Genomic DNA, 24,375 nt, shown 5'->3' with positions numbered 1-24,375 from the left:
GCAGTGGGTGCCCGACGGGGTACGGTCGGCGGGCACCCACCCGGAATCTGGCCGGCGGGACGGTCAGTCGAAGGCCTAGTGGAACTGCTCCTCCTCGGTGGAGCCGGTGAGCGCCGTCGTGGAGGAGGCCGGGTTGACGGCGGTGGAGACGAGGTCGAAGTAGCCGGTGCCGACCTCGCGCTGGTGCCTGACGGCCGTGAAGCCGTGGGCCTGCGCGGCGAATTCGCGCTCCTGGAGGTCGACGTAGGCGGTCATGCCGTGTTCGGCGTAGCCGCGGGCGAGATCGAACATGCCGTGGTTGAGGGAGTGGAAGCCCGCCAGGGTGATGAACTGGAAGCGGTAGCCCATCGCACCCAACTCCCTCTGGAACTTGGCGATCTGGTCGTCGTCCAGCGCCGCCTTCCAGTTGAAGGAGGGGGAGCAGTTGTAGGCGAGCATCTGGTCCGGATACCGCGCGTGGATGGCCTCGGCGAACTCGCGGGCCTGGGCGAGGTCAGGGGTGCCGGTCTCGACCCAGATGAGGTCGGCGTACGGGGCGTAGGCCAGGCCGCGGGCGATCACGGGCGCCATGCCGTTCTGCACCCGGTAGAAGCCCTCTGCCGTGCGCTCGCCGGTGACGAACTGCGCGTCGCGCTCGTCGACATCGCTGGTCAGCAAGTTCGCTGCGAGGGCGTCCGTGCGGGCGATGATCAGGATCGGGGTGTCCGCGATGTCGGCGGCGAGGCGGGCCGCGTTGAGGGTGCGGATGTGCTGGGAGGTGGGGACGAGCACCTTGCCGCCGAGGTGGCCGCACTTCTTCTCGGAGGCGAGCTGGTCCTCGTAGTGGATGCCGGCCGCACCGGCCGCGATCATCGCCTTGGTCAGCTCGAATGCGTTCAGTGGTCCGCCGAAGCCGGCCTCGGCGACGATCGGCGCCAGCCAGTCGGTCGTGTCGCTGCCGCCCTCGGCGGTGGCGATCTGGTCGGCGCGCAGCAGCGCGTTGTTGATGCGACGCACCACCTGGGGAACGGAGTTGACCGGGTACAGGCTCTGGTCCGGGTAGGTGTGACCGGCCTGGTTGGCGTCCGCCGCCACCTGCCAGCCGGAGAGGTAGATCGCCTGGAGCCCCGCCCGGACCTGCTGGACGGCCTGACCGCCGGTGAGCGCGCCGAGCGCGTGGACGTAGTCCCGCTCGTGGAGCTGGCGCCACAGCCGCTCGGCTCCGCGCCGGGCCAGGGTGTGCTCCTCGCGGACGCTGCCGGAGAGCCGCACCACGTCATGGGCGGTGTAGGTCCGCTCGATACCGGCCCATCGCGGGTCGGACGCCCAGCGCTGCTCCAGCCGTTGGGCCGCTGCTGTCGTCGTGTTCGCCTCTGCCATGACCATCACCGTTTCCGTGATCGCTGGGTCTGCGAATGCTCTGATCAATCGCTCAGCGCATTGGCACCCTGTGCCTAAGTAGTTGATCGGGTCGCCGACCCCACCCGTGGGCCGAACTGAGCAATGTTGCCGGGCTGCCGGGGCAGGACGGCCGGTTCATCCGACATCAGGGCGTGAATCAGGCCCGGATCGTCTGCCTCGGCCGCCGGGTCCGGCGGGCCGCACCACAGACTCTGACAGTGGCACTGAGTGCCCTCAAGAAGGGACGAGTGCCAAGTTCTGCGAATCTTCGACAGCCGTTTTGCCAACCTTGCGAAGGTCGGCAGCAGCGCAATTCCGCGTAGGCTCCCCGGGTGTGTGTCCCAAAGGGGAGGAATGCGGTGAGCAAGACGTACGCGGGAGCCAGGCTGCGGCGGCTGCGCGAGGAACGGCGGATGAGCCAGGCGGAGTTGGCCCGGGTCCTCGGGATCTCGCCGAGCTACCTCAACCAGATGGAGCACGATTCGCGCCCGCTGACCGTCCCCGTGCTGCTGAGGCTGACCGAGGCCTTCGGCGTCGACCCCGGCTTCTTCTCCGAGCGGGACACCAGCCGCCTGGTGGCCGACCTGCGCGAGGCGCTCGCCGGTGAGGTCGCCGAGGCCAGAGTGTCCCCCTCCGACCTGGCCGAGCTCGCCACCCGGATGCCCGCCGTGGCCTCGGTCCTGCTGGACCTCGGCCGGCGCAGCCAGCTGCTGGCCGAGCGGCTCGCCGAGGCCGCCGACGGCCGGGACGGGGGTTCGGTGGATGCGCCTCGCTCGCCGCACGAGGAGATCCGCGAGTTCTTCTACCGCCGCCAGAACTACCTCCACGACGCCGACCTGGCCGCCGAAGAGCTCGCCGCCGAGATCGGCATCCGCCCCGGGGACGTCCTCCACGCCCTCACCCGCCGGCTCGCCGAACGCCATCGGGTGAGGCTCGCCCCGGACTCCGACCGGCTGCACCACTACGACGCCGCGAGCCGGGTCCTACACTTGTCGAACCGGCTGCGGCCGGGGCAGCAGGCGTTCCGGATGGCCACCCAACTGGCGCTGCTCGAGTACGGCGACGAGCTCGACCGGCTCGCGGCGGAGGACTTCCCCTCCGGATCCCCCGCCCACGGCCTGGCCCGGATCGGCATCGCGAACTACTTCGCGGCCGCGCTGATCCTCCCGTACCGGGCCTTCCACAGCGCCGCCGAGGAATACCGCTACGACATCGAGCGGCTCACCGACCACTTCGGCCTCGGCTACGAGACCGTCTGCCACCGTCTCAGCACCCTCCAGCGCTCCAGGCTGCGCGGGGTCCCGTTCTCCTTCGTCCGCGTCGACCGCGCCGGAAACATGTCCAAGCGACAGTCCGCCACCACCGGATTCCACTTCTCCCGCGCGGGCGGCACCTGCCCCCTGTGGAACGTCTACGAAGCCTTCGCCGCACCCGGCCGCATCCACGTCCAGGTCGCCGCCATGCCCGACGGGCAGCGCCACCTGTGGACCGCCCGCGCCATCACCCGCCACCGCGGCGGCTGGGGCGAACCCGGCAAGACCTTCGCCATCGGCCTGGGATGCGAGATCCGCCACGCCTCCCGCCTCGTCTACTCCGACGGCCTCGACCTCGACAACACCGCCGCCGCCACACCCATCGGCATGGGCTGCCGGCTCTGCGAACGCCTCGACTGCCCCCAGCGCGCCGTCCCGCCGCTCGGCCGGGCCCTCGCCGTCGACGAGAACAGCAGCACCTTCATCCCCTACCCGGTGAGCGGGAACTGACCACTCACGTGCGTCTGCGCGCCTCGGGGCGATCCGCTCGGGTACCCAGTGCCCGGCGGGCCACAGTGGGTGCAGGCCCGTGCCGACCGTGAGACCCCGTCGTACCGGGCCCCGGGCGGCTCCGCCCCGGTGAGGTGGGGGTCACGTGCGAGCGGCGACCGCTCCCGCGAAGGCGTGGCCTAGGGTGTGGGGTGCAGCTGGTTCGCCCCGTCCACCAGGCGGGATGCGTCGTAAGAGGGAACCCGGCGGGAATCCGGGACTGCCCCGCAGCGGTGAGCGGGAACGACCGCCGTCATACGCACTGGACCCTCCGGGTCCGGGAAGCGACGGCCAGTAGATGCCCCCGTACGTGCCATGCGTACGTCGGCGTGCCCGCGAGTCCGAAGACCTGCCGCTGCCCGTGCGCAACGGATGCGCACGGAGACCTCGGTGGCCTCGTGGGCGGGTCGGCGGCAGCGGGCACTCTCGTGCCCGCCGTTCCTTCGCGTCCGCGGTACGTCACCGGGCTCGCCCCACACGACTCGCGAAGGAGAGTTCCGTGACCGCGGACATCACCACAGGCGCCCGGGCCCACAAGGTGCCGACCGACTCCCGTGTGACCCTCGCCCACATCATGAGCGAGCACGACACCAACCTGTACGGGACCATCCACGGCGGAGTCGTGATGAAGCTCATCGACGACGCCGCCGCGGCATCGGCAGGCCGACACGCCGACGGCCCCGCCGTCACGGTCTCCGTGGACCGGATGACGTTCCTCGCCCCGGCCCGCGCGGGAGACCTGCTCACCGTCCACTCCACGCTCGAACGCGCGGGACGAACCTCGATGACCGTTGCCGTCCGGGTCACCGCGGAACGCTGGAACGCCACCACCAGCCCCGCCACGGAAGTGGCCACCGCACGGCTGAGCTTCGTCGCCATCGACGCCGACGGACGGCCGCGCCCCGTCCCGGGCCTCCTGGAGCCGTAGCCGGTGCGAGGGGCGGGGGACGTGACTCCCGCCCAGCGGCACGCTCGCCCCGGCTCCCCCTCGGCCGGCTCGCAGCCGCCGAGGCGGACGTCGGTTCGCCGGTGCTACCGCTTCGTGTAGTCCTCGCGGAGGGCGTCCAGGATGTGGGCGGCTTCCGGGAGGTCGGCTGCGCGGCAGCGGGCGGCGGCCGTGGTCAGCCGGGCCACCGCCTCCTTGAAGCGGGCGAGGCCGTTGCCCTCGATGAGGGCCGCGATCCGGACCGCTTCGGCGCGCGGTACCTCGCCCTGTTCCCCGCCCTCCTCGTGGGCGACGATGGCGGCCTCGGCCTCGGCCAGGGCCTGCTCGAAGCGTTCGGCCTCCGCGAGGACGCGGGCGCGGCGGTAGTGCACGTTGCCGCGTTCGTACCAGACGGCGAAGTCGTCGGTGTCCTGCGGTACGGCGGCGAGGAGCGCGTCGGCCAGCGTCAGGTGATCGAGGGCCGTATCCAGGCCTTCGGGTCCCCTGGCCTGGAGGGTGAGCCGGGCGAACTCGCACAACATGCGGATGATCAGGGGCGGGTTCGGTGCCTCGGCGTGCGCGGCGAGGGCGCGGTCGTACGCCGTCGCCGCTTCCTCCCACCGGTCGGCCATCGCCAGTGCGCCGGCCGCCTCCGCCGCCACCAGGGTGAGGACCTGTCGGTCGTCGTCCTCCCAGGTGGCGACGGCGTCCGCGAGCCGCAGGAACTCCTGGGCCGCGGGCAGGTACTCCCCCAGTTCCCGCAGGCCGCGGGCCAGCGTCAGACGGGCCTGGGCGAGTGCCCGCTCGTCGCCCGAGGCCTCGGTCTCACCGGCGAGGACCGATTCCAGGACGGCGACCGCGTCGGCCTGTCGGCCGGCCCCGGCCAGGACGTCGGCGAGCTGGAGGCGTGCGTCGGTGGCCCCGTCGTGCGCGCCGTCCTGGTCGAACCGTGCGGCCGCCTCCGACAGGTGGCGCACCGCGCCGTTCACGTCGTCGAGGTGCGAGGCCGCGTGCCCGAGGAGGGCGTACGTCGGCGCCACCGCGAAGTCGGTGTCGTCGTACCGGGCCGTGTCGGCGAGCGCCCGGTGCAGGAGTTCCGCAGCCTCGGCCGGCTCCCCCTTGCCGAGCATCAGCTGGGCGAGCAGGGCGCGCGGGCGCGAACCGCGCCAGGGCCGGTCAGAGGCGTCCACGGCCGCGAGAGCGGCCCGCAGGCCCTCCTCGGCGCGTTCGGGGTCACCGCTTCGGGCAGCCAGGTCCGCGGCGAACTGGAGCGCGTTGGCCACCTGGTGGGGCACCGACAGGCGCTCCGCCTCCGCCCGCAGCGTCCCGGCGTGCTGCTCGAAGCGTTCCGTGGCGGGGCCCGCCGGCTCGGGCAGGGTCCGCGCCGCCTCCTGGTAGGCGGCGAAGGTGGCGGCGTAGAGCACGGTGAGGTACTCCAGCTCGGCCTCCTGCGCAGAGGACGTCAAGGGGGCTTCGGCCTTGAGGAGTTCCGCCTCGGCCAGGACGGCGTCGAGGCCGGTGCGGATCGACTCGTGGTCGGCGTCGTCGGAGGCGCTCAGCCAGACGAGGCTGCGGGCGCGTGCGGAGAGCGCGTGCCAGGGCATGCCCAGTCCCTCGTACAGTCCGGCGGCCCGCTTCAGCTCGGCGGTGCTCTCCGCGTCGCAGTCCTCCTTGGCCAGCCGGAACGCACGCTGCTCGGCGAGCTCGGCTTGCAGCAGTTCCTCCGGGCCGAGTTCATCGTCGTACGTGGCGCTGCCGTCGGCGAGGCGCTCCTCGATGCGGGTCCAGAGCCGGTTCTCCCCGGGATGCCCCGCGAGACCCAGGCGGCGTGCCTCGCGCACCAGGGCCACGAAGTCCCGGGGGATGTCCGTTCCGGTGGAGGTGGAGGTGGCGGTTGAAGCGGGAACGGCGGTCGCCGCGGAGGGACGGGTGAGGGACGTGCGCAGGCCGAGCGGCAGCGGCTCGGCAAGCAGCGGGCGCTGCGCGAGGCGCTTGCGGCGCGCGTCGCCCACGGCGGTGCCGGCATTGCGCGCGTCGAACGCGGTGGTGAGCGCGTCCGCTTCAGTGCGGACGTGGGCGAGGAGCCCGCCGACGGTCCAGTTGCGTCCGGGCGGGCCCGCGACGGCCGTGTCGGTGTGTCCGTCCTCGGCGAGGCGGGCGAGCAGCACTTCGGCGCCGGTGAGGAAACCGAGGTGGGCCAGGGGGGCGCCGGTGGCCTCGAACAGCGGGCGGTTCTCCGCGAGGATCTCCAGCCCCCGCCCCTCGTTGCGGGAGAGGGCGCAGAACTCGAGGTGGAGGCCGACCTCGTCCTGCATGCCGGTGTTGCCCCGGACCGGGCGGTAGCCGGTGAGGTGGTGGGAACGGGCCTCGTCGGTGCGGTCGGCGCGCAACAGCGGCAGGAGGGCGCGCGCCTGGCTCATCTGCGGTTCCTCGGTGCAGCTCGTGCCCCCGTCGAGGACCGGCTGCCATGTGTCGAGCGCTCCGGCATCGTCGCCGGACGTCACCCTGTGCTCGGCGAGGTGAGTCATGGCGTTCGAAGCGGCCCGCGGCAGGGCCGCGAAGCTGTCCCGGACCCGTCCTGCCCCGCCGCCGCAGGTCCATGGGATGGCACGCTAGCTTGATCTTCAGCCTCTGGCGTCGAACGGATGACCGGCGGGCTGTCGCCGGCTGACTGTCGCTCGTGGGCACCGGTAGCCTTCCCTTCGCCGGTAGCGAGGGCGCGACCAGCCGGCCATCCATTTCCGCTCGTTTCCCAAGAGGACGCAACGCACATGTTCAAGGTCAACGAATACTTCGACGGCACGGTCAAGTCGATCGCCTTCACCCAGGAGCAAGGCCCGGCAACCATCGGTGTCATGGCTGCCGGCGAGTACGAATTCGGCACGGCCGCCCCGGAAATCATGCACGTGATCAGCGGCGCCCTGACCGTCAAGCTCCCCAACGCCGCCGATTGGGAGACCTTCTCCACCGGCAGTCATTTCAAGGTCCCGGCCGACAGCAAGTTCCAGCTCAAGGTCGCAGTCGAAACCGCCTACCTCTGCGAATACCGCTAAAGGGTTTACAGAAGGCTCAGTCTTGGGCATTTTGCCTGTACGGGTGGGGTGTTGCGGGCTGACCATGCGCCGGCTCGCCGCATTCTTCGGGATCTCCCCGGTCACCGTCTGCCGGGTCATCCAGCGCCTGCGGCCAATGCCGGCCCTGGAGGCGTCAGCCCGTGTCAGACCTGGCGGGCGCCGCCGTCCACGAAGAGTTCGATCCCGGTGATGTAGCTGCTTTCGCGTGAGGCGAGGAACAGCGCGGCGGAGGCGACTTCCTCCGGGCGGCCGAGGCGGCCGAGGGGAACGCGGTCCGTCGCCTCCTCGACGACCTCGGCGGGAGCCCGGGTCAAGGACGGGGTGGCGATGGGGCCGGGGCTGAGGGTGTTGACGCGGATTCCGCGGTCGGCCAGCTCCAGGGCCATGCTGCGGGCCATCGAACGGACGGCGGCCTTCGTCGCAGCGTAGACGCCGAAGCGCCTGGACCCGGCAGAGCCGGCGGCCGAGCCGAGCAGGATGATCGAACCGCCATCCTTGAAAAGGGGCAGTGCGCGCTGAACGGTGAAGAAGGTCGCCTTGAAGTTCAGGTCCGATGTGAGGTCGAACTGGTCCTGCGTGAGATCGGCGAGTCCGGCCGACCGACCACCTCCGGCGTTGGCCACCAGGATGTCCACGGGGCTGCCCGCCGCCGCCACGGCCGTGTAGAGGCGGGCGAGGTCGGCCTCCCGGGTCACGTCACCCGGGACGGCGATCACAGAGCTTCCCAATGTGGTTGAGGCCGCGGCGAGTTCCGCCTCCCGTCGGCCGGTGAGGAAGACCCGGGCGCCCTCCTGGACAAAGCGAGCGGCTATCGCCAGGCCGATGCCGGCCGAACCGCCCGTGACCACCGCGACCTTGCCGTCGAGCTGTCCCATACGTCCTCCGCACTGTTGGGCCCCTGACGAAGCAGGCGGGGGTGCGCCGAGGGTCGATCAGCGGACGAACGAAGTCAAGGAATCCGTAACGTGACACCGGGCAGAACGACAAGTTGAGAGCCTGTCGCGAAGTCCCCGGACCGCCATGGCCCCGCGAGCCGGTGGGCTTGCGGGGCCGCGGCCGTACCCCCAGAAGGCGGCGTCGTCCGTGTGTGGTGCCGGGTGCGGTCCGGGGGTCAGGGACAGGTGGCCAGGAGGACGGAGACGACCGTGCAGGTGGCGGTCGCACTGTCGTTGAGCGCGTTGGGGTCGGCCGGAACGGACACCGTCCGAGTCGCGGTGACCGAGACGCGGCCCAGCGAGAGCAGGCCCAGCGGCACCCGGAACGTCTTGGTCGAAGCGGCGCCGCCGGCGATGGTGCCGTAGAGGCAGGTCACCGTCGTCCCCATGACGGTGCACCCCGGGGACAGGGCGGTGGCGGACGAGCCCGGCGGCAGTGTCGCGATGAGCGTGGCCGAAGTGACCGTACCGGGGCCGGTGTTGTGGGCGGTCAGGGTGTGGGTGAGGTACGGGACAAGGAGGCTCAGGCCGGGCTGCACGGTCAGGTCCACGTCGATGTCGGCGGGCGGGAGCTGGTACGTGTACCGGCCCGCGCCGACCACGGCGCTGGTGCCTCCGGGCGTGCTCACCTGCACGTCGACGGGGCCCGCGGCGTGCGCGGGTGCGGTGGCCGTGCACGCGGTGGCGGTGCAGGACAGACCGCCGGCCGGGTTTCCGGGGCCGAAGGTGAGCGAGGTGGCGCCGCTCAGGCCGGTGCCGTTGACCGTGATCACGGTCCCGCCGTCCGTCGTGCCCGCGGACGGGCTGAGCGAGGTCACCACGGGTACGGGAATGTAGGTGTACCGGCCGGCGGGGGACGCGGCACTGGTGCCGCCGGGCGTGGTGGCCTGTACGTCCACCGTCCCACTCCCGGCCGGTGCGGTGGCGGTGCAGGAGGTCGGGGTGCAGGAGACGCCGGTAGCGGGGTTGCCCGCGCCGAAGGTGATGACGGCGCCCGCCAGATTCGTGCCGGTGACCGTCATCGCCGTGCCACCCGCCGCGAGTCCGGTGTCCGGGCTGATGGCGGTGATCGTGGGCGCGTCCCGGTGGAAGGCGAACACGATCAGGCCGTCCCCGGCGTTGGCCCCGTTGGCCAGGGTGACCGGTGAGCCTTGAACCGTGCCGGAGACCAGGCTGGATCCGCCGCCCCCGCCACCGCCTGCGCCACCGGTGGTTCCGTACCGGCCACCGGCTCCGCCCCGGCCTCCGCCGCCGTACCCGGCTCCGCCGCGCCCGCCTGCACCGGTCGGACTGAAGACTCCCTGCGCGGCGGAGCCGCCGGAGCCGTTCGGGTAGGCGCCCGGGGAGCCGTTCGCGCCCTCGTTGTCCGCCCCGGGCCCTCCGGTCCCCGCCGTCCCGCCGGCGGTGTCGGTGCCCGGGCCTCCGCCCGTACCGCCCTGCGCGTCCGGGACCAGACCGTTGCCGTCGGCGCCCGCGTTCCCGCTGTCACCGCCGGCCGCTCCCGGGTAGGCCGGGGAGCCGATGCCGGGTCCGCCCGCGCCACCGCCCGAACCCGCAGTCAGCAAAGGGGTGCCGGCGGCCGTGGTCACCGCGACGAGGGCACCGCCGGCCCCGGGCGCGCCGAACTGCGGGTTCGCGGCGGCGTTGGCGCCACGTCTGCCGACGGTGACGTTGTACGTCTGCCCGGGAGTCGCGGGGACGGTCGCCACGAGGTGCGCGCCCTTGCCGCCCGGTGTGCCGTCGGAGGCGTTCCCGCCCCCGGCGCCGTCGAGAGTGACCACACCGCTGGACACGCCGTCGGGCACGGTGAGACTTCCGGAACCACCCGCCGTGCAGGTGATCGTGGTGACCGCATCCGCCACCACCGGGGCGGCGCACACCCCTTCCGCCGCCGCCGGAACCGCCAGAGCCGTCAGGCCGCCCGCGGCCAGCGCGGACGACGCGGCCACCCCCATCAGCCGGTTGCGCCACCGGGATCTTGGTCCGCGTAACACGCCATTCGATGACATCGAAGTCTCCCCCTCTCAGCTCCGCCCGGCGGCGGCCGGAGGCGAAGACTCCTGAGAAGCCGCGGCCGGACGCTCCGGCACGACGAACCGGAGCGCCGTTCCGCACGACGCCGCCGAACGTTCGCCGGTATCGAGGACCGCTCGCGGGAGCGACGGCCCGGTGATACCGGCGGAAGCATCGCAGCGGCTGACGCGCGGCGCGCGCGAAATGCCGGATCGTCACGCCGGGCCTGTCGAAAACTCCGACCTCCAGACCGAGTTCGCACGAACGTGCGATGGTTCGCACTGAAGGCGAGGGGTCCGGACGAGGCCGGGCCCCTCAGCAGGGTCGAGGAGTGTGCGCAACTGTGCGTGGCGACCGGCAAACCGGCAAGCCCTGCCTACGGCGCACCCGCACAGAGGCATCCGCCGTCGAGAACCAGCGCTCTGCACTCCGATGCTGGTTCGGTGCTGGCTCCTCGCGTCCAGGGACGGGAATGCGCTGGTCATAGCCGCGTGAACGTGAAGATCAGAGACGGTGCGGTGGCGAGGGCGCCACGTACCGGCAGAACGTCCTCGCAGGACTTACGGCAGACCGGGGTTGAAGGAACCGGCTCCTACGGGGCATCGAGTTGCACCGCTTGTGTGGCAGTCGTTCGCGTGGCTGTGGCGGCCAGGTAGGTGATGCGGAGGGCGCCGGTGGTGTGTTCGCGGTCGACGAGCACGTTGACGCCGTAGACCGACCGGATCAGGTCCGGGGTCAGCACGGCCTGCGGGGTCCCCGCTGCGGCGACCTGTCCGCGGTTGAGGACGACGATGTGGTCGCAGTATCGGGCGGCGAGGTTGAGGTCGTGCAGGGCGACGACGCAGGTGACGTCCAGCGATGTCAGCAGGTCGAGGAGTTCGAGCTGGTGGCGGATGTCGAGGTGGTTGGTGGGTTCGTCGAGCAGGATCTCCTGGGGTTCCTGGGCGAGGGCGCGAGCGAGTTGGGTGCGCTGTTTCTCCCCTCCGGAGAGGGTGTGCCAGCTCCGGTGTTGCTTGTCGGTGATGTCGGTGCGTTCCAGCGCCGCGTCGACGATCCGCCGATCGCGCTCGGTCAGCGCGTCGAAGCGGCCGCGGAAGGGTGTGCGGCCGAGTTCCACGACCTGGCGGACGTTGACGTAATTGTGGGCGGACACGTCCTGTTCGACGACGGCGAGCCGCCGGGCCAGCACCCGGCGGCCGAGCTCGTCCAGACCGGTGTCGTCGTAGCGGACGGTTCCGGTGTCGGGGCGCCGCAGTCCGGCGAGCAGACGCAGCAGTGTCGACTTGCCCGAGCCGTTGGGGCCGAGGAGGCCGACGACCTTTCCGTCGTCGGCCGCCATCTCGATGTTGTCCAGTAGCCGGTGGCCTTTGACCGACCAGGAGAGTTGGGTGCTGGTGATGCGGCCCATCAGGACTCCAGACGCTTCAGGACCAGCGCGAAGGCGGGCGCGCCGAGAAGCGCGGTGATGACGCCGGCGGGCAGCTCGTGGGGGGAGAACGCTGTCCGTGCGAACGCGTCCACCCAGATGAGGAAGATGGCGCCGACGATCGCGGACAGGGGAAGCAGGGTGCGGTGCGTCGGGCTCGCCAGAATGCGGACGGCATGCGGGATGAGCAGCCCTATGAAGCCGATCGCGCCGGAGGCCGCCACGGCGGCCGCCGTGATGACCGAGGTCAGCACCATCAGCCAGATGCGGGCCGCGGTGACATTGATCCCCAGGGCGGCGGCGGAGTCCCATCCGAACGTGAAGGCGTCGAGGGCGGGCGCGAAGAACTGGACGGCGACCACCCCGATCAGGATGATCACGACGGTGACGGTCACCCCTTCCCACCGGGCGCCGCCGAGGGTGCCGAGCAGCCAGTATGTGAAGCCCCGGGTGGAGTTCGCGTCCCCGCTGACCATGAGGATGACCGAGGTGACCGCGGCGAAGAACTGGGACACGAGTACGCCGGTGAGCACCACCCGGGAAGGGCTGGCGACGCGCCCCCCGCCGAGCAGGAGCAGCAGCAGGCCGAAGGAAACCAGGCCGCCGACGAAAGCTCCGGTCGACAGCGAGATGCTTCCACCGATGCCCAGTAGGAGCACGGCGACCGCGCCGGTGGAGGCACCGGAGGAGACTCCCAGCAGGTAGGGGTCGGCCAGGGAATTCCTGGTGACCGCTTGCAGGACCGCGCCCGAGACCGCCAGGGCCATGCCGACGGCGGCGGCCAGCAGCACCCGCGGGAAGCGCGACTCCCAGATCAGGGCGTCCAGCAGCCCCGGCAGGGGCGGAGTGGGGGCGATACCGCCTAGACCGACATGCCGGAGGATCGTGGAGACGACATCCAGGGGCCGGATGTCCGCGCTCCCGAACAGCGACGCGGCGACGACCGACACCACCAGTCCGGCCACGGCCAGGAAGAAGAGCGCCACCGTCGGGGCGCGCCGCCGGCGCACCGGAACGGTTTCACGGCTGGTGATCGTGTTTCCGGTGGGCGCGGCAGTCTTGTGTGAATTCGTCGTCATGATGATCGGCCGGTCAGCCGAGCCTGTTCAGGCCGTCGACCAGCGCGGGAACCACGGACGCGCTGCCGTAGCCGGGATCCATGTGGGAGCCGGGGATGGAGATGAACCGGTCACCCTTCACCGCGTTGAGCCTGCTGGTGAGGGGGTCCTTCTTGAGCAGGTCGATCTTCTCCTTGGCCGTGTCGTTGGGTTCGCCTCGGGTCAGGTCGGCCAGGATGATGACGTCGGGATTCCGGGCGGCGACCTCGTCCCAGCTCACCTCGGCCCACTTGGTCTTCGCGTCGGCGAAGATGTTCTGGACACCAACGAGGTCCGAGATGTGCTGCGGCAGACCACCGGGGCCCGCTGCCCACGGAGTCCCCTCGTAAGTGGAGTAGAACCACATCACCTTCAGCGGAGTGTCCCGCTTCTTGACGGCGCCCAGCGCCTTGGCCACCACGGCCTGCTGTTCGGTCGCCAGCTTCTCTCCGGCGGCGGGCACGTCCATGATCTTGCCCAGCCGACGGTACTCCTCGTACATCATCTCGAAGTCCGCGCCCGCCACGCTCTCGTGGAACGAGCAGTCGAACTCCGTCAGGTAAGTCGGCACGCCCAGGTCGTGCAGCTGCTTCCGGTCGCCGGACTGCTCGGCGGTGAACATGCTCGCGAAGGAGCTGTAGACGAAGTCCGGCTGCGCTTCCAGCAGCTTCTCGTGTTTGATCTCCTGCCCGTGCGCGGACAGGAGCGGAATCTTCTTGTACTGCTCGGCGATCGCGTCCGGCGTCTTTTCGATCTCGTAGCCCGACCCGACGATCCGGTCACCCACGCCCAGGTGGATGAGGATCTCGGCGGCGGTCTGGTTCAGGGTGACGACCTTCTTCGGAGCGGCCTTGTAGGTCACATCGGTGCCGCAGTTCTTCATGGTGAACGGGTAGGTCGTCGTCGCGCCCGTCCCCGCCGTCGCTGCCCGCTCGCCGGCATCGGTAGCGGTGTCGGCCGTGCACCCCGCAACCGCGAGCACCGCCAGGGCCGTCACTATTCTGATTATCGTTTTCGTTTTCATTAGCCGGAAGGTACCAGTTCGTAGGAGAGGACAGAAGGTCGGGTCGGGCGCTACCGCAGCATCGCGGAGAGCCGGTGGACGACATGAGCGTCGAACAAGTCGTTGGCCGCCATCCAGTCGTCGTTGAACACGGTGTCCAGGTACTTGTCGCCGCCGTCGCAGACCAGCACGACGATGGTGGTCTCAGGCCCCGCGCTCTGCGCCTGCTCCAGAGCCTTGTAGACCACGCCCCCCGCCGAACCTCCGATCAGGATGCCGAAGTTTCTGGCCAGGTAGCGGCAGGTCTCGAAGGCTTGTGCGTCACTGGCCTTGACACCCTCGTCGATCAGTTCGTAGTCGACGACGCCGCCGATCTCCGAGCCTTCAGGGGTGCCGGTGCCGGACTGGTGGTAGGGCGCGCCCTTTCCGCCGAAGACGACGGACCCCACCGGCTCGACGCCGATGATCTTCAGGTCCGGGATGCGTTCGCGCAGGACACGGCCGGTTCCGCAGAGCGAACCACCGGTGCCGACGGCCCCGTACAGGTAGTGGATGTCGTCGCCCAGGTCGTCGTGCAGTTCGCGGGCGAGCGGCCGATAGCCGTTGGGGTTCCCCTGATTGCGGTGTTGCGCAGTCCAGTACGCGCCGTGATCGGCCGCGAGTCGCTCGGCCACGGTGTCGCGTTCGGCGGTGGCGAGGCCCTCCTCGTCCCCGGCGACGTTGAGTATGTCGGCACCGTAGGCGAGCATGCCGCGCAGCTTGTCCGTACTGGAGTGGTTGTCCACCACGGCGGTGAACTTGTATCCGCGTTCGGCGGCGATGAGCGCCAGGCCGAGCCCGGTGTTGCCGGAGGTGGACTCGACCAGCCACCCGCCAGAGGTGAGCAGCCCCGCCGCCTCCGCCTCGTCCACCATGTTCCTGGCCATCCGGATCTTGGCGGTGCCGGTGGGGTTGTACTGCTCCATCTTGAGCAGGACGGTTGCCCCGCCTTCCACAACTTGCAATTTGAGAAGGGGCGTTCGCCCTATCAGGTCAGACATCTTGCTTTTGATCACGGCTTGTCCTTCGCGCAGATCTCCGTCAGACACCGCACGAAGACGTCGTTGTCTCCGGGGGTCGACAGTGAGGCTCGGATGTAGTTCTCGTATCCCGGCTCGCGCCACGCCTTGACGATGATTCCGGCGCGGTGCAGCTCCTGGGCGACCCGGTCGGAGCGACAGCCGGTGTCGATGAAGAGGAAGTTGGTCGAGGACGGGACCACGCCCAGTCCCGCGTCGCGCAGCCGGTCGGTGACCCTGGCGATCTCCAGAGCGGTCCGGCGGACCGTGTTCGCCAGGTGCGCGTGGTCGCCCAGCGCGGCGACGGCGGCCTCCTGGGCCGGCTGATTGACGTTGTACGGAGTACGAACCCGGTCCAGTGCCTGGATCAGGGCGGAGTCGGAGGCGATGCCGTACCCCACCCGGACGCCCGCCAGCCCGTAGGCCTTGGAGAAGGTGCGCAGCACGATCCACGGCCTGTCCTGGCCGCGCAGAGCCTCCAGCCCGTCGGGGTATTCCGGGTTGGGCCGGGCGAACTCGCCGTACGCCTCGTCGAGCACCAGCAGGGCCGATTCCGGGATGGCGGCCACGACTTGCTCCAGTTGGCCGGCACTGAGCATCGCGCCTGTGGGATTGCACGGGTTGGCGAGGAAGACGAGTTTCGGGCCTGCGGCCAGCGCGGCACGCCAGGCGTCCGCGTCGAACCCGAACTCGGCGGTGACCGGGACCTTTTCGACCCGGGCGCCCATGACGCGCGGGAAGGTCTCGTGCAGGCTGAACCCGGGCGCCTGGGTGACCACCAGGTCACCGGGATCGAGTACGGCCTGGCACAGCAGCTCCAGGATGTTCTCCGAGCCGTTGCCGAGCACGACACGCTCGGCAGTCACGTCCAGGCTCTTCCCGATGGCCTCGGCCAGGCGTTTGCCGGTGGGGTCGGGGTAGCGGGAGACGCCGTCGGCCAGGCCCAGGCGTACGGCTTCGGCGACCGCCGGAGAGATGCCGAACGGGCTCTCGTTGTTGGAGAGTTTGATCACGCGGCGGGAGCCGCTGAGGGCGGCCACCTCGTCCGGGTCGGCGCCGGGATCGTAGAGGGGCAGGCCCGCCACCTCCCTGCGGATCAAGGAGGCCGAAGCGGCCGGTGCGAGGGCATGGTTCATGACGACTCCGGTTCCGGGACGGGTGCGCTGGACGTCGCTCGGTGGAGCCGGTCGACGCGGCGCAGGAAGGCGACCAGCAGGATGGCGGCGGTGGCCGCGAGGCCGATGGTCTGGCCGATCCAGACGCCCTCGACGCCCCAGTCGGCGGTCACCCCGAGCAGGTAGCCCGCGGGCAGCCCGATCAGCCAGTACCCGACGAGGGAGATCCGCAACGGCCCAACGGTGTCGCCGATGCCGCGCAGGATGCCGTTGCCGATGTTCTGCATGGCGTCGAAGACCTGCATGAGGGCGGCGATCAACAGTCCGGTCACGGCCAGGGCGATGATGTCCGAGTTGCCGGCGTGCTCGGCCGAGATGAACAAGGATACGATCGGGTTCGGGATCGCCAGGTACACGACGGCGACCACCAGCGTCGCGATCACTCCCCAGGCCGTGCCGAGGAGCCCCATTCTGCGTGCTGTCACGTAGTCGTTGCCGCCGTCGGCCTCGCTGATGTGGATCGACGCCGCGTGCGACAGCCCGGCGGAGATCATGAAGACGATGTAGACGATCTGGTTCAGCACCGTCTGCGCGGCCAGGGCGTCGACGCCCAGGGAGCCGATGACCAGGGTGAGCACACTGAAGAACCCGGCCTCCGAGGCGTAGGTACCCGAGATCGGCAGGCCGAGGCGCCAGACCGACCGGACCGCGTCCCCGTTCCAGCGCCGCGCGTCGGGCGAAGTGAGGTACGGGCGCAGGACACTGTCCCGCAGGATCACGGCGATGAACGCCAGGAAGGACAACAGGAACACCGTGACGGTGGCGATCGCGACGCCGGCGAAGCCGAATGCGGGCAGGCCGAACTTGCCGTGGATCAGGACGTAGTTCAGGCCGATGGTCGCGCCGATCGAGGCCAGCGTGATGGCCAGGAGCGGGCCGGGCCGCTTGAGGCCGGTGGTGAAGTGCCGCAGGTTCTGGAACCACAGGCAGGGCAGCATGCCCGGCGCCAGGATCATCAGGAACTCGCCTGCCTTGTCGACCACCGTCGGGTCCTGACCCAGCAGGACGAGCAGTGGGCCGATCAGCAGGAGTACCGCGCAGAACACCACACCGCACACAGTCGCCCAGAAGAACCCCGCGAACAGCAGCGCGCCGATACGTTGCCGGTCGCCCTGCACCCGCGCCTCGGCCACCAGGTTGCTGACTCCGGTGACCAGGCCCGTCCCGGTGGTGCGCAGCTGGTTGAACAGCGCGATGGCCAGACCGGCGGCGGCGATCTCGACCGCGCCGAGCCGGCCCAGCATCACGATGTCCACCGTGGTCAGTGCGACGTAGGCGAAGTTGGTCAGGATCAACGGGAACGCGAGCTTGAGCAGCGTCCGCGAGTTCTTGACCCACCAGCCGACGCCGGTCTCCGTCGTGCCAGTTGTGCCCGTCGTGCCGGTCGTGCCGGTCGTGCCGGTCGTGTCGGTACTCACCAGAATCTGACCTTCTCGCCGCGCCCGCCCGCCAGCGCGAGATCGGCTATGTATCGGCCCAGCGCGGCGTCGGTGACCGCCATTCCGCTGTTGTAGGCGAAGACCACATCGTCGGGATGCCGGCGGGCAGGTGCCCTGCCCAGCAGGATGTCCGGCAGCTGGGCGTCCACCGTCGGGAGGCTGCCGTCCTCGCCCCGCAGGTCGTCGCAGGTGGCGTGCATCTGGGCGGTATCGGTGGCGATCCGGTAGTCCGCGCCGTGGCACACGTCGGCATGTACGCCGTACCCGAGGAGTACCGCGACCGAGCCCGGCTTCAGCCAGTCACGCCGGACCTCTTCGGTGGCGGACAGGCCGGAGGCTCCGATCACGATGTCCGCCTCACGGGCTGCCTCCCGGAGGTCCTCGACGATCTCGACCTTGCGGCCTTCGGCGCTGTCCTGGACGGCGCGCAGGCCCTCGGGGTAGGTCCCGAACACCTGCAGCCGCTCCAGTTTCGGCAAAGCGGCGAGCAGCATCGGCAGTGCCGCCTGGCCCTGCACACCGGTGCCGACGACCAGGGCGCTTCGTGCGCCGGGGCAGGCCGCACGGGCGAACAGCGCGGTGGTGGCCGAGGACCGCAGCGGTCCGAGCTTCACCACGTCCATCAGTGCGATGGGTGCGCCGGTGGTGTCGTCGACGAGGAAGACGAACGAGTGGAACCGGTAATCGTCCCGGCTGCGGCGCGGGTCGAACTCGTAGACCGCCTTGAAGCAGACGGTGCCGCTGCCGGCGTCCCTGGCCACCATCGAATAGCTCAGAGAGTGGTGGCCGGGATCGTCGATGATCGTCTTGACCGGGTTGTTCGATCCGCCCTTACGCAAGGCGCGGTAGGCCTTCTCGACGACCGCGATCACCTGTCGGCGGTCGAGGTCCAGTCCCTCTTGCTGGGACTGCGGCAACAACCACAGCTGCCCGGGCAAGGCGTAACTCTGTGACATGCGAGGCTTCTCCTTCATTGGCTGTCGCATCGGATTGGTTCGAAGTCGCATCAGATTCCGTCCAGACGCCAGCGGGGCGGGGCCCCGTCGCCACCGAGCCGGAGAACAGCCTTCAACGGCAGTGCGGCGTCATGGAACGGTGACTCGTTGGAGTCCATCTGGTAGCCGGCGGTGTTGAGGTAGACCAGGTGGTCACCGCGCCGTACGGGCCGCGGGAAGCCGATCTTCCGCCAGGTCACCAGGTCGCTTTCCAGGCAGGTCGAGCCTGCGACGCAGGCCGGGAACATCTCGTCTGCGGTGGGATGGGCGGACATCAGCAGCGGGTCGGGGAGATAGTCACTGTTGAACCACTGCTCGGAGAGGCTGAAACTGCTGCCCGCGACGGTGACGATCGCGTACCCGTCGATGTCCCGTCGGTCGTCGACCTGCTGTACGCGGTACATCGTGAATCCGGCCTGGTCCAACAGGGCCCGGCCCGGCTCGACGACGAACCGGATGCCGTTGCGTCCCGCCTTCGCCGACAGGCTCTCGCCACCGTCGACCGGGTGCGCCATGAGCGCGCGCACTGCCTGGATCGCGGGCTGCCCGCCGTACGGATAGAAGTCCTTGAAGTTCTTGGCCGCGTGGTAGTGGGCCGGCTCGTTCTGCTCAAGGAACTCGTCCCAGAGCCGCGGCTCGACATAGCGAACCGGCAACCCGCCGCCGATGTCGACCAGTTCGGCGCAGAGCGAGCCGCGCCGCCTGGCGTCGAGGCAGTGCTCGATCATCTCGTTCGCCGCCGTCGCACGTTCCGCCGCGGAATAGCCGTTCAGGTGAAAGGAGAATCCCCGGAGACTGATATGGGCGGCGAGTTCCGCGCACAGACCGACAGCGGCCTCACGCTCAGCGGCAGACAGCCCGAAGCGGCTTCCCGGTTGGCCGGCCGTCCGGGACCGCAGCAGCACGGTGGCCTGCCGCCGCGCGAGCCGCGCGGTTGCCGCCAGCCGGCGGAGTTCACTGATCGAGTCGACGGCGACCAGGCAGCCGTGCTGAACCGCGAGAGCGTGCAGCGTGTCGTCCTTCTCCGGGCCGGATATGCCGATCCGGTGTCCGGGCACTCCACCGGCCAAGGCCTTGACCAGTTCGGGGGTACTGGCCACATCCATCCCGACACCGAGCGCAGCGGCCGAAGTGACATAACAGTCCGCCTTGTTCGCCTTCTTGGCGAACAAGATGTCGGCGGGTGCGCCCGCCTCGGCGAACGCCCGGCGGAGTCTGACGACGTTCTCCTCGAAGATCTCGGGCAGCACGACATGCAGCGGTGACCCCAGGCCGTCGAGAAGGTCGGCCAGCAGCACGCGGTGATCTGCCAGCAGGGTGGAGACCGTGGGATGTCGGAGTGCGGGGAGCGCGAAGGGCCGGACTCCGGCCATCGGGCGCTCCACCACCTGTCGTGAGATGAGCACCCCGTACTTCTATACGACTATGACACTCATTTTCAATAGCAGCTTTGGGAGAGTGCCCTTCAGGGAGGGCGCAAACGGTGGGAAACCGACACACATCAGGCGACCTGTCCAGCAAATCCATCGAGCTGCGACGCGAGGAGATGAACGCAGGGCGCCGCCGAGGGCGAGAAGCTCGTCATGGTTCCGCCCGTTCCAAACCTCCCCCCGACTCCCCCGGCGGCCAGTCCTCCGTGGCCGCCCTCTTCGAGATCGGGGGCGCCCGGCTGGTCTGGCAGGGCATCCGCGAGCACATGGGCTGAGCCTGGATCGGCGCCGATCTTCGTCGCCGGGTCCATCGCCCGGGACATGGTCGCGGACGGGCACCGCCCCGACCGCCACGACGTCATCGGCGCCCTGGTCTGCATCGCCGGCATGGCTGTGATCATGTACGCACCCCGCGGGAACTGATCTGCCTCAACCGCGTCGCAGCCGTCTGACGCCTTCCGGATCACGGGGTCAGCTCCCGCGAGTCCAGGGGGATTCTCCAGAAGTTACGTTGGTGCGCCGCGTCGAGCTCGTTCTGCAGGGGCGAGGGCGGCACGACGAGTACGGGGCAGGCCGTCACCCGGATTCCGGCCGGCCTCAGCTCGAACTGACCGGCTTGCACTGCCACATCGCCGTGACGGCGCCCATGCACGACGCCACGATCGACCGAGGGAAGGCGAACCGAAGGAATCCTGTCAGCCTCCTGAAGCCGACCCGGCGGATGGACCTCGTGGCCACGGCGTCCGGCGAGTACCGTGAAGGGGTACTCCAACCGCCCGTGCAACCGGTGAGGCAACGGCATCGAGTGATGGATGAGGCCGAAGAGGAGGGCAGCGGCAGCGGCCCCTCGTGCGGACCCGGCGGTGCCCCGTGCTCCGAGTCGGCCGGCCACACGTTCCACGGACCCACGGCGGTCCAAAACGGTGCCCTGAGCACGCAGATCAACTATTTCGGCGGCCGGCGCCACGACCCGCACGAAGGTCTACTGGCCGAGTACCTGGTGGCCGCCGCCGACGCCTCGAAGGAGCATCCCTATCCCACGGTGTTGGCAGGGTCCGGGCCGTCGCTGGACGACGTCTACGTCCCCCAGCGTCTCGGCAGCCTGGCGGAGGGCGAACTCCCGCCCGAACCTGCCGCGATCGAAAGGATCCTGACGAACAGTTCGACGTGCGCCGTGCTCGCGGGGGCCGGCGGCGGCAAGTCCAGTCTGCTGCGCACCCTCTTGGCGATGGGCGTGGCCCGGCAGCTCAGCGGTGCCGATGACGGACCGGTCCCGGTGCTCGTCCCCGCCGCGGCGCTGGAGGGTCGGTCGCTGTCCAAGGCCCTTGCCCTCGCTGTCCAGTTGGAGTTGAAGGGCCTGGTACGGACTCTGCCCCCGGACCTGTTCCAGGTTCCGCCGAAACCGCGCGCCTACTGGCTCGTCCTGGTCGACGAACTGGACGAGATAGCCGATCCCACGCGGCGCCGGGGCGTCCTCAGCGCTCTCATGGCGATCGAGCGGAACCAGAGGGAACTGCGACAGGGCCCGACACAGAAGGCACCGCAGTACCGCTTCGTCATCGCCACACGCCCTCTGCCCGACGGAGAGCTGGATGTGCTCGGCCCCGAGGTTCCCCGCTACGAACTGGAACGCTTCCAGCTCACGGATCTGGAGGATGTCGCCCACCGCTGGTTCGGCGCCTACGGCCTGAGCGAGCCGTCCCGGCATGCGCACCTGTTCGTCGCGGATCTCAACCGGTCGCACCTGGCGGGACTGGCGCGCATTCCTCTCACGGCTTCGCTGTTGTGTCAGCTCCGCGCGGCGGCGCCCGCGGACCCGCTGCCCGGAGTCCGTGGCGAGATCTACGCCGAGTTCGCCGGCCTGCTGCACAAGCGGCAGTACAGCCCGGCAGAGCCGGGCAGTGCCCGTGAGCTCTCAGCCGGGCTCCGACGTTACGGCGAGGCAGCCGTGGCCCGGGCCGAGCACACGCTCGGCCGCCTGCCGGGCCTCATCGACCACCTGGCGGCACAGCGCCGCGACGGAAGCCGGCTCAAGGCGGTCGAGATCGTGGGGTCCCATCCGGACGCGGAACCCCCGCCGTACCCCGTTCCCCCTGACGTGTGGCAGGAGTTCCTCGCCACCGCCCTGAGCCACAGCGGATTCCTCACCCTCCACGCCGGTGACCACGTCTTCGCCCATCAGACACTGATGGAGTACTGCGCCGCCCGCCACACCACGCGAAGCCCACGAGCCCGCCCGCTGCAGCGGATTCTGGCTCAGTGGCGCAGCGCCGATCCCTCCTACGTCGGCTTCGTCATCGACACCGCCTCGCCCAAAGCCAGGCGCAAGGCGATGGCGAAGCTGTACCGAATGACGCGTCGGGGCGGGCTCGACGGCTGCCTCTTCCTCGCGGAACTCGCCCGGCTCGGTACGGGCCTGCCGGGCGATCTCCTCGATCGCGTGGCTCGCGGGTTGACGAACGCCGCCCAGAACAGAAGGGAGCAGAGCGACCGGACGCGGGCCGTCGTGGCCCTGACTCGGCTCCCCGGCCGCGTCGTCCGGGAGGCTCTCCCCCATCTCGTCCAGTCCGGAGCGCTGAACGGGACCGCATTGGTCGCCGCCATCGGGGAGCTGCTGGAACTCGGGGATCCGCAAGTGCGCGAGATGCTCCACAACCTGGCCGTCAGCGACGCCCAGTACTCCTCCCAGCGGCTCTGGGCGGCCGAACACCTGGCCGCCCTCGACGACCCGCGGCATCCCGACGCGCTCTACGTCCTCGCCGTCAGCGAGCGTGCCGGTGGCGCTGATCGGACCGTCGCGGCAGAGCGACTTGCGGCCCGGCAAGACCCTCGCGCTGCCGACGCCCACCACGCCATCGCGACCTGCACGTCCGCCGGCGGCGTATACCGCGCCGCGGCAGCTGAGAAGCTGAAAGGACTCCAGGACCCCAGGCTGCCCGATGTGATGTACGCACTTGCGCGGGACCCGCGGGTGGACTCCTCCTCGCGGCAGCGGGCCGCCCGGCGAGTGGTCGCGGCTGGCGACCCCCGGATCGCAGACCTCCTCCTCGTGCTCGCCCGCGACAGCGATCTGGGGGAGAGCTTCCGCAGATGGGCAGCGCGGGAACTCTCGGCCATGAGACATCCCTGCCTGCCGGACGTGCTCTACTCCCTGGCCTGCGACACCGGTCTCGACGGTCGCGCCAGGGTCATGGCAGCCTGGGATCTGGTGCGTACGGGCGATGACCGGGGCCGGGAGCTGCTGCGCTCCATCGCGCTGGCGAAGCCGGGGCGCACCGCATTCGGAGCCTTCTGGGAAGAGGAAACGCGGTCCAGTGCTGCCTCCGCTCTGGCTGCGCTGGGCAGCCCGGACGCCCCGGAGATCTTCCGCACCCTGGCCCGGGACGGAAGCCGCAGCTACATCGACCGTCGTTTCTCCGTCCGGCAGTTGGCCGATCTCCCGGACTCCCGTGCAGCCGACGTACTCCAGTCGCTCGTGGCCGACGTCGCCCTGCCCTCCTCCGTCCGCACCGAAGCGGCCTTCGAACTTGCCGACTTGGGCGACCCGCGGGGAACCGACGTACTCCAGTCACTCGTGCTCGACACCACGCTGGAGGTGAATGTGCGGGCGTTCGTCCTACGTCAGCTCTGGGAGCACGCCGACGAGCGTGTGCCGGAGGTCCTCCGCAACCTCGCAGCGCGGGAAACCCTCGAGGACGTCTACCGGTCCCGGGCCGTCGCCGCCCTGGCCAAGCGCAAGGAGGCCTGCGTACCGGACCTGCTGTTCAGCGTGGCAGCAGGTACCGGCATCGACGAGTCCACCCGGACCATGGCCGCGAGAGCGCTCATGGCCCGGGGTGACGGACGGGCCTCCGAGCAGCTGCGCGTTCTGGCCGCCGACTCCACCTTGCGTCCCGGAACCAGGGAGACGGCCATAGCCTGGCTCGGCCGCGCCGACCTGCCACGCGCCCGGGCGGTCCTCTACGAACTGGCCTCCTCCTCCGACCTGGAATCCGATCTCCGGTACTCGGCCGCGCGCACTCTGGCGCTCCACGACGCCCGTTTGGCTGCCGGAGCACTCATCGCCCTCGCCCTCGACGCCGATGCCCTGCCACGGGTCCGTTCCGCTGCGGCCTACAACCTGACCGACCAAGGCGATCCGCGCGGCCTCGACCTGCTCTGCTCCTTGGCCCGGGACGGCATCATCGATGACGAGCACCGTTTCGAAGCCGCCCAAGACCTGGCGGACTTGCGCGATCCCCGCGGTCCGGACCTGATGTACGAACTCGCCCTGGACACCGGCCTCAGGTCCTTCACCCGACGGGCGGCGGTCAGGAGGCTGGCTCGTCACAAGGACCCGCGGCTCCCGGCGCTGCTGCGCGCCCTGGCCGGTGACCCCACGCTCGACGGCACGTCCCGCCTTGTGATGGTCCGCCGCCTCACACAGTCCGGGGACCCCGCCGGTCCAGAGCTGCTGCGACGCCTCGCCAACGACCCCGCGCTGGACGCAGAGGTCCGCTCGGAAGCCGCTAAGGAGGTCCCCTCCCCCACCTCGCCTGCCGCGCTCCCCGAACGGAAGAACACTGCCCCGGCGCCCGGGAGGCAGACGGAGGTGAGGCCGGAACGGGCGTGATCACCGGATGC

The 24,375-nt window shown here is 70.2% G+C and carries 16 protein-coding genes, 2 pseudogenes and 1 riboswitch; of the genes and pseudogenes, 6 read left to right on the top strand and 12 right to left on the bottom strand.

What is annotated here, in order from left to right:
* Positions 1-75: 75 nt before the first annotated feature.
* Positions 76-1,359 carry an isocitrate lyase gene (gene aceA / locus OG625_RS36375; protein ID WP_329389519.1) on the bottom strand — a complete coding sequence of 428 codons (1,284 nt, stop codon included), beginning with the start codon at positions 1,357-1,359 and terminating at the stop codon, positions 76-78.
* 380 nt (positions 1,360-1,739) lie between these two features.
* Between aceA and OG625_RS36370 the strand changes: the two genes are divergently transcribed.
* Positions 1,740-3,143, top strand: a complete 1,404-nt coding sequence (locus tag OG625_RS36370) for a short-chain fatty acyl-CoA regulator family protein (protein WP_329389517.1) — start codon at positions 1,740-1,742, stop codon at positions 3,141-3,143.
* Between the two features lie 180 nt (positions 3,144-3,323).
* Positions 3,324-3,553, top strand: a riboswitch (cobalamin riboswitch).
* A gap of 128 nt (positions 3,554-3,681) precedes the next feature.
* Complete coding sequence (locus tag OG625_RS36365; RefSeq protein WP_443067837.1) at positions 3,682-4,110, top strand: acyl-CoA thioesterase; 429 nt, start codon at positions 3,682-3,684, stop codon at positions 4,108-4,110.
* Between the two features lie 104 nt (positions 4,111-4,214).
* Here OG625_RS36365 and OG625_RS36360 read toward each other — a convergent pair whose 3' ends face one another.
* Positions 4,215-6,635, bottom strand: coding sequence for a hypothetical protein (locus OG625_RS36360; protein WP_329389515.1), 2,421 nt, complete (start codon positions 6,633-6,635; stop codon positions 4,215-4,217).
* Positions 6,636-6,878: 243 nt separating this feature from the next.
* Between OG625_RS36360 and ppnP the strand changes: the two genes are divergently transcribed.
* Both ppnP and OG625_RS36350 read left to right on the top strand, forming a co-directional pair.
* Positions 6,879-7,160 carry a pyrimidine/purine nucleoside phosphorylase gene (gene ppnP, locus OG625_RS36355; RefSeq protein WP_329389513.1) on the top strand — a complete coding sequence of 94 codons (282 nt, stop codon included), beginning with the start codon at positions 6,879-6,881 and terminating at the stop codon, positions 7,158-7,160.
* Between the two features lie 58 nt (positions 7,161-7,218).
* Positions 7,219-7,323, top strand: a pseudogene (locus tag OG625_RS36350) (IS5/IS1182 family transposase); the annotation flags it as partial.
* Position 7,324: 1 nt separating this feature from the next.
* Here the strand turns inward: OG625_RS36350 and OG625_RS36345 are convergent.
* From OG625_RS36345 to OG625_RS36300, 10 genes are all read right to left on the bottom strand, one after another.
* The gene (locus OG625_RS36345) at positions 7,325-8,056 is read right to left on the bottom strand and encodes an SDR family NAD(P)-dependent oxidoreductase (RefSeq protein ID WP_329389511.1); all 732 of its coding nucleotides are present in this window, start codon (positions 8,054-8,056) and stop codon (positions 7,325-7,327) included.
* A 236-nt stretch (positions 8,057-8,292) separates the two neighbouring features.
* Positions 8,293-10,125: an IPT/TIG domain-containing protein gene (locus OG625_RS36340; protein ID WP_329389509.1), complete on the bottom strand. Its 1,833-nt coding sequence runs from the start codon at positions 10,123-10,125 to the stop codon at positions 8,293-8,295.
* A 596-nt stretch (positions 10,126-10,721) separates the two neighbouring features.
* Entirely contained in the window at positions 10,722-11,537 is an 816-nt protein-coding gene (locus OG625_RS36335; RefSeq protein WP_329389508.1) for an ABC transporter ATP-binding protein, read from the bottom strand.
* Positions 11,537-12,565, bottom strand: coding sequence for a FecCD family ABC transporter permease (locus OG625_RS36330; protein ID WP_443067924.1), 1,029 nt, complete (start codon positions 12,563-12,565; stop codon positions 11,537-11,539). The genes OG625_RS36335 and OG625_RS36330 overlap by 1 nt, the downstream gene beginning before the upstream one ends.
* 82 nt (positions 12,566-12,647) lie before the next feature.
* Positions 12,648-13,649, bottom strand: coding sequence for an ABC transporter substrate-binding protein (locus tag OG625_RS36325; RefSeq protein ID WP_329389504.1), 1,002 nt, complete (start codon positions 13,647-13,649; stop codon positions 12,648-12,650).
* 77 nt (positions 13,650-13,726) lie between these two features.
* On the bottom strand, positions 13,727-14,710 hold the full coding sequence (locus OG625_RS36320; RefSeq protein ID WP_329389502.1) for a PLP-dependent cysteine synthase family protein: 984 nt from the start codon (positions 14,708-14,710) through the stop codon (positions 13,727-13,729).
* The gene (hisC, locus tag OG625_RS36315; RefSeq protein ID WP_329389500.1) at positions 14,707-15,849 is read right to left on the bottom strand and encodes a histidinol-phosphate transaminase; all 1,143 of its coding nucleotides are present in this window, start codon (positions 15,847-15,849) and stop codon (positions 14,707-14,709) included. Before hisC ends, OG625_RS36320 begins: the two co-directional genes overlap by 4 nt.
* Positions 15,846-17,306 carry an MATE family efflux transporter gene (locus OG625_RS36310; RefSeq protein ID WP_329389498.1) on the bottom strand — a complete coding sequence of 487 codons (1,461 nt, stop codon included), beginning with the start codon at positions 17,304-17,306 and terminating at the stop codon, positions 15,846-15,848. Before OG625_RS36310 ends, hisC begins: the two co-directional genes overlap by 4 nt.
* Positions 17,303-18,283 (bottom strand): ornithine cyclodeaminase, encoded by a 981-nt coding sequence (locus tag OG625_RS36305; protein ID WP_329389496.1) that lies wholly within the window; start codon positions 18,281-18,283, stop codon positions 17,303-17,305. The genes OG625_RS36310 and OG625_RS36305 overlap by 4 nt, the downstream gene beginning before the upstream one ends.
* Positions 18,284-18,333: 50 nt before the next feature.
* Positions 18,334-19,620, bottom strand: coding sequence for an alanine racemase (locus OG625_RS36300; protein WP_329389494.1), 1,287 nt, complete (start codon positions 19,618-19,620; stop codon positions 18,334-18,336).
* A gap of 338 nt (positions 19,621-19,958) precedes the next feature.
* Here OG625_RS36300 and OG625_RS36295 point away from each other — a divergent pair.
* Both OG625_RS36295 and OG625_RS36290 read left to right on the top strand, forming a co-directional pair.
* Positions 19,959-20,175: pseudogene (locus OG625_RS36295) on the top strand (YnfA family protein).
* Between the two features lie 385 nt (positions 20,176-20,560).
* A complete protein-coding gene (locus tag OG625_RS36290; protein ID WP_329389492.1) occupies positions 20,561-24,364 on the top strand; it encodes a hypothetical protein in 3,804 nt (1,267 codons plus the stop codon).
* The last annotated feature ends 11 nt before the right edge of the window (positions 24,365-24,375 follow it).

The sequence above is a fragment of the Streptomyces sp. NBC_01351 genome, from assembly GCF_036237315.1.
In the GTDB taxonomy this organism is placed as follows: Bacteria; Actinomycetota; Actinomycetes; order Streptomycetales; family Streptomycetaceae; genus Streptomyces.
The sequence above is the reverse complement of the archived record's forward strand: the minus strand, read 5'-3'. Positions and strand labels throughout refer to the sequence as shown.

What these genes read in the sequence shown, in the direction of transcription:
- aceA (WP_329389519.1), bottom strand. Translation starts at nt 1,359, where the DNA reads ATGGCAGAGGCGAACACGACGACAGCAGCGGCCCAACGGCTGGAGCAG.
- OG625_RS36335 (WP_329389508.1), bottom strand. Translation starts at nt 11,537, where the DNA reads ATGGGCCGCATCACCAGCACCCAACTCTCCTGGTCGGTCAAAGGCCAC.
- OG625_RS36345 (WP_329389511.1), bottom strand. Translation starts at nt 8,056, where the DNA reads ATGGGACAGCTCGACGGCAAGGTCGCGGTGGTCACGGGCGGTTCGGCC.
- OG625_RS36290 (WP_329389492.1), top strand. Translation starts at nt 20,561, where the DNA reads ATGGATGAGGCCGAAGAGGAGGGCAGCGGCAGCGGCCCCTCGTGCGGA.
- hisC (WP_329389500.1), bottom strand. Translation starts at nt 15,849, where the DNA reads ATGAACCATGCCCTCGCACCGGCCGCTTCGGCCTCCTTGATCCGCAGG.
- ppnP (WP_329389513.1), top strand. Translation starts at nt 6,879, where the DNA reads ATGTTCAAGGTCAACGAATACTTCGACGGCACGGTCAAGTCGATCGCC.
- OG625_RS36340 (WP_329389509.1), bottom strand. Translation starts at nt 10,125, where the DNA reads ATGTCATCGAATGGCGTGTTACGCGGACCAAGATCCCGGTGGCGCAAC.
- OG625_RS36305 (WP_329389496.1), bottom strand. Translation starts at nt 18,283, where the DNA reads ATGTCACAGAGTTACGCCTTGCCCGGGCAGCTGTGGTTGTTGCCGCAG.
- OG625_RS36360 (WP_329389515.1), bottom strand. Translation starts at nt 6,635, where the DNA reads ATGACTCACCTCGCCGAGCACAGGGTGACGTCCGGCGACGATGCCGGA.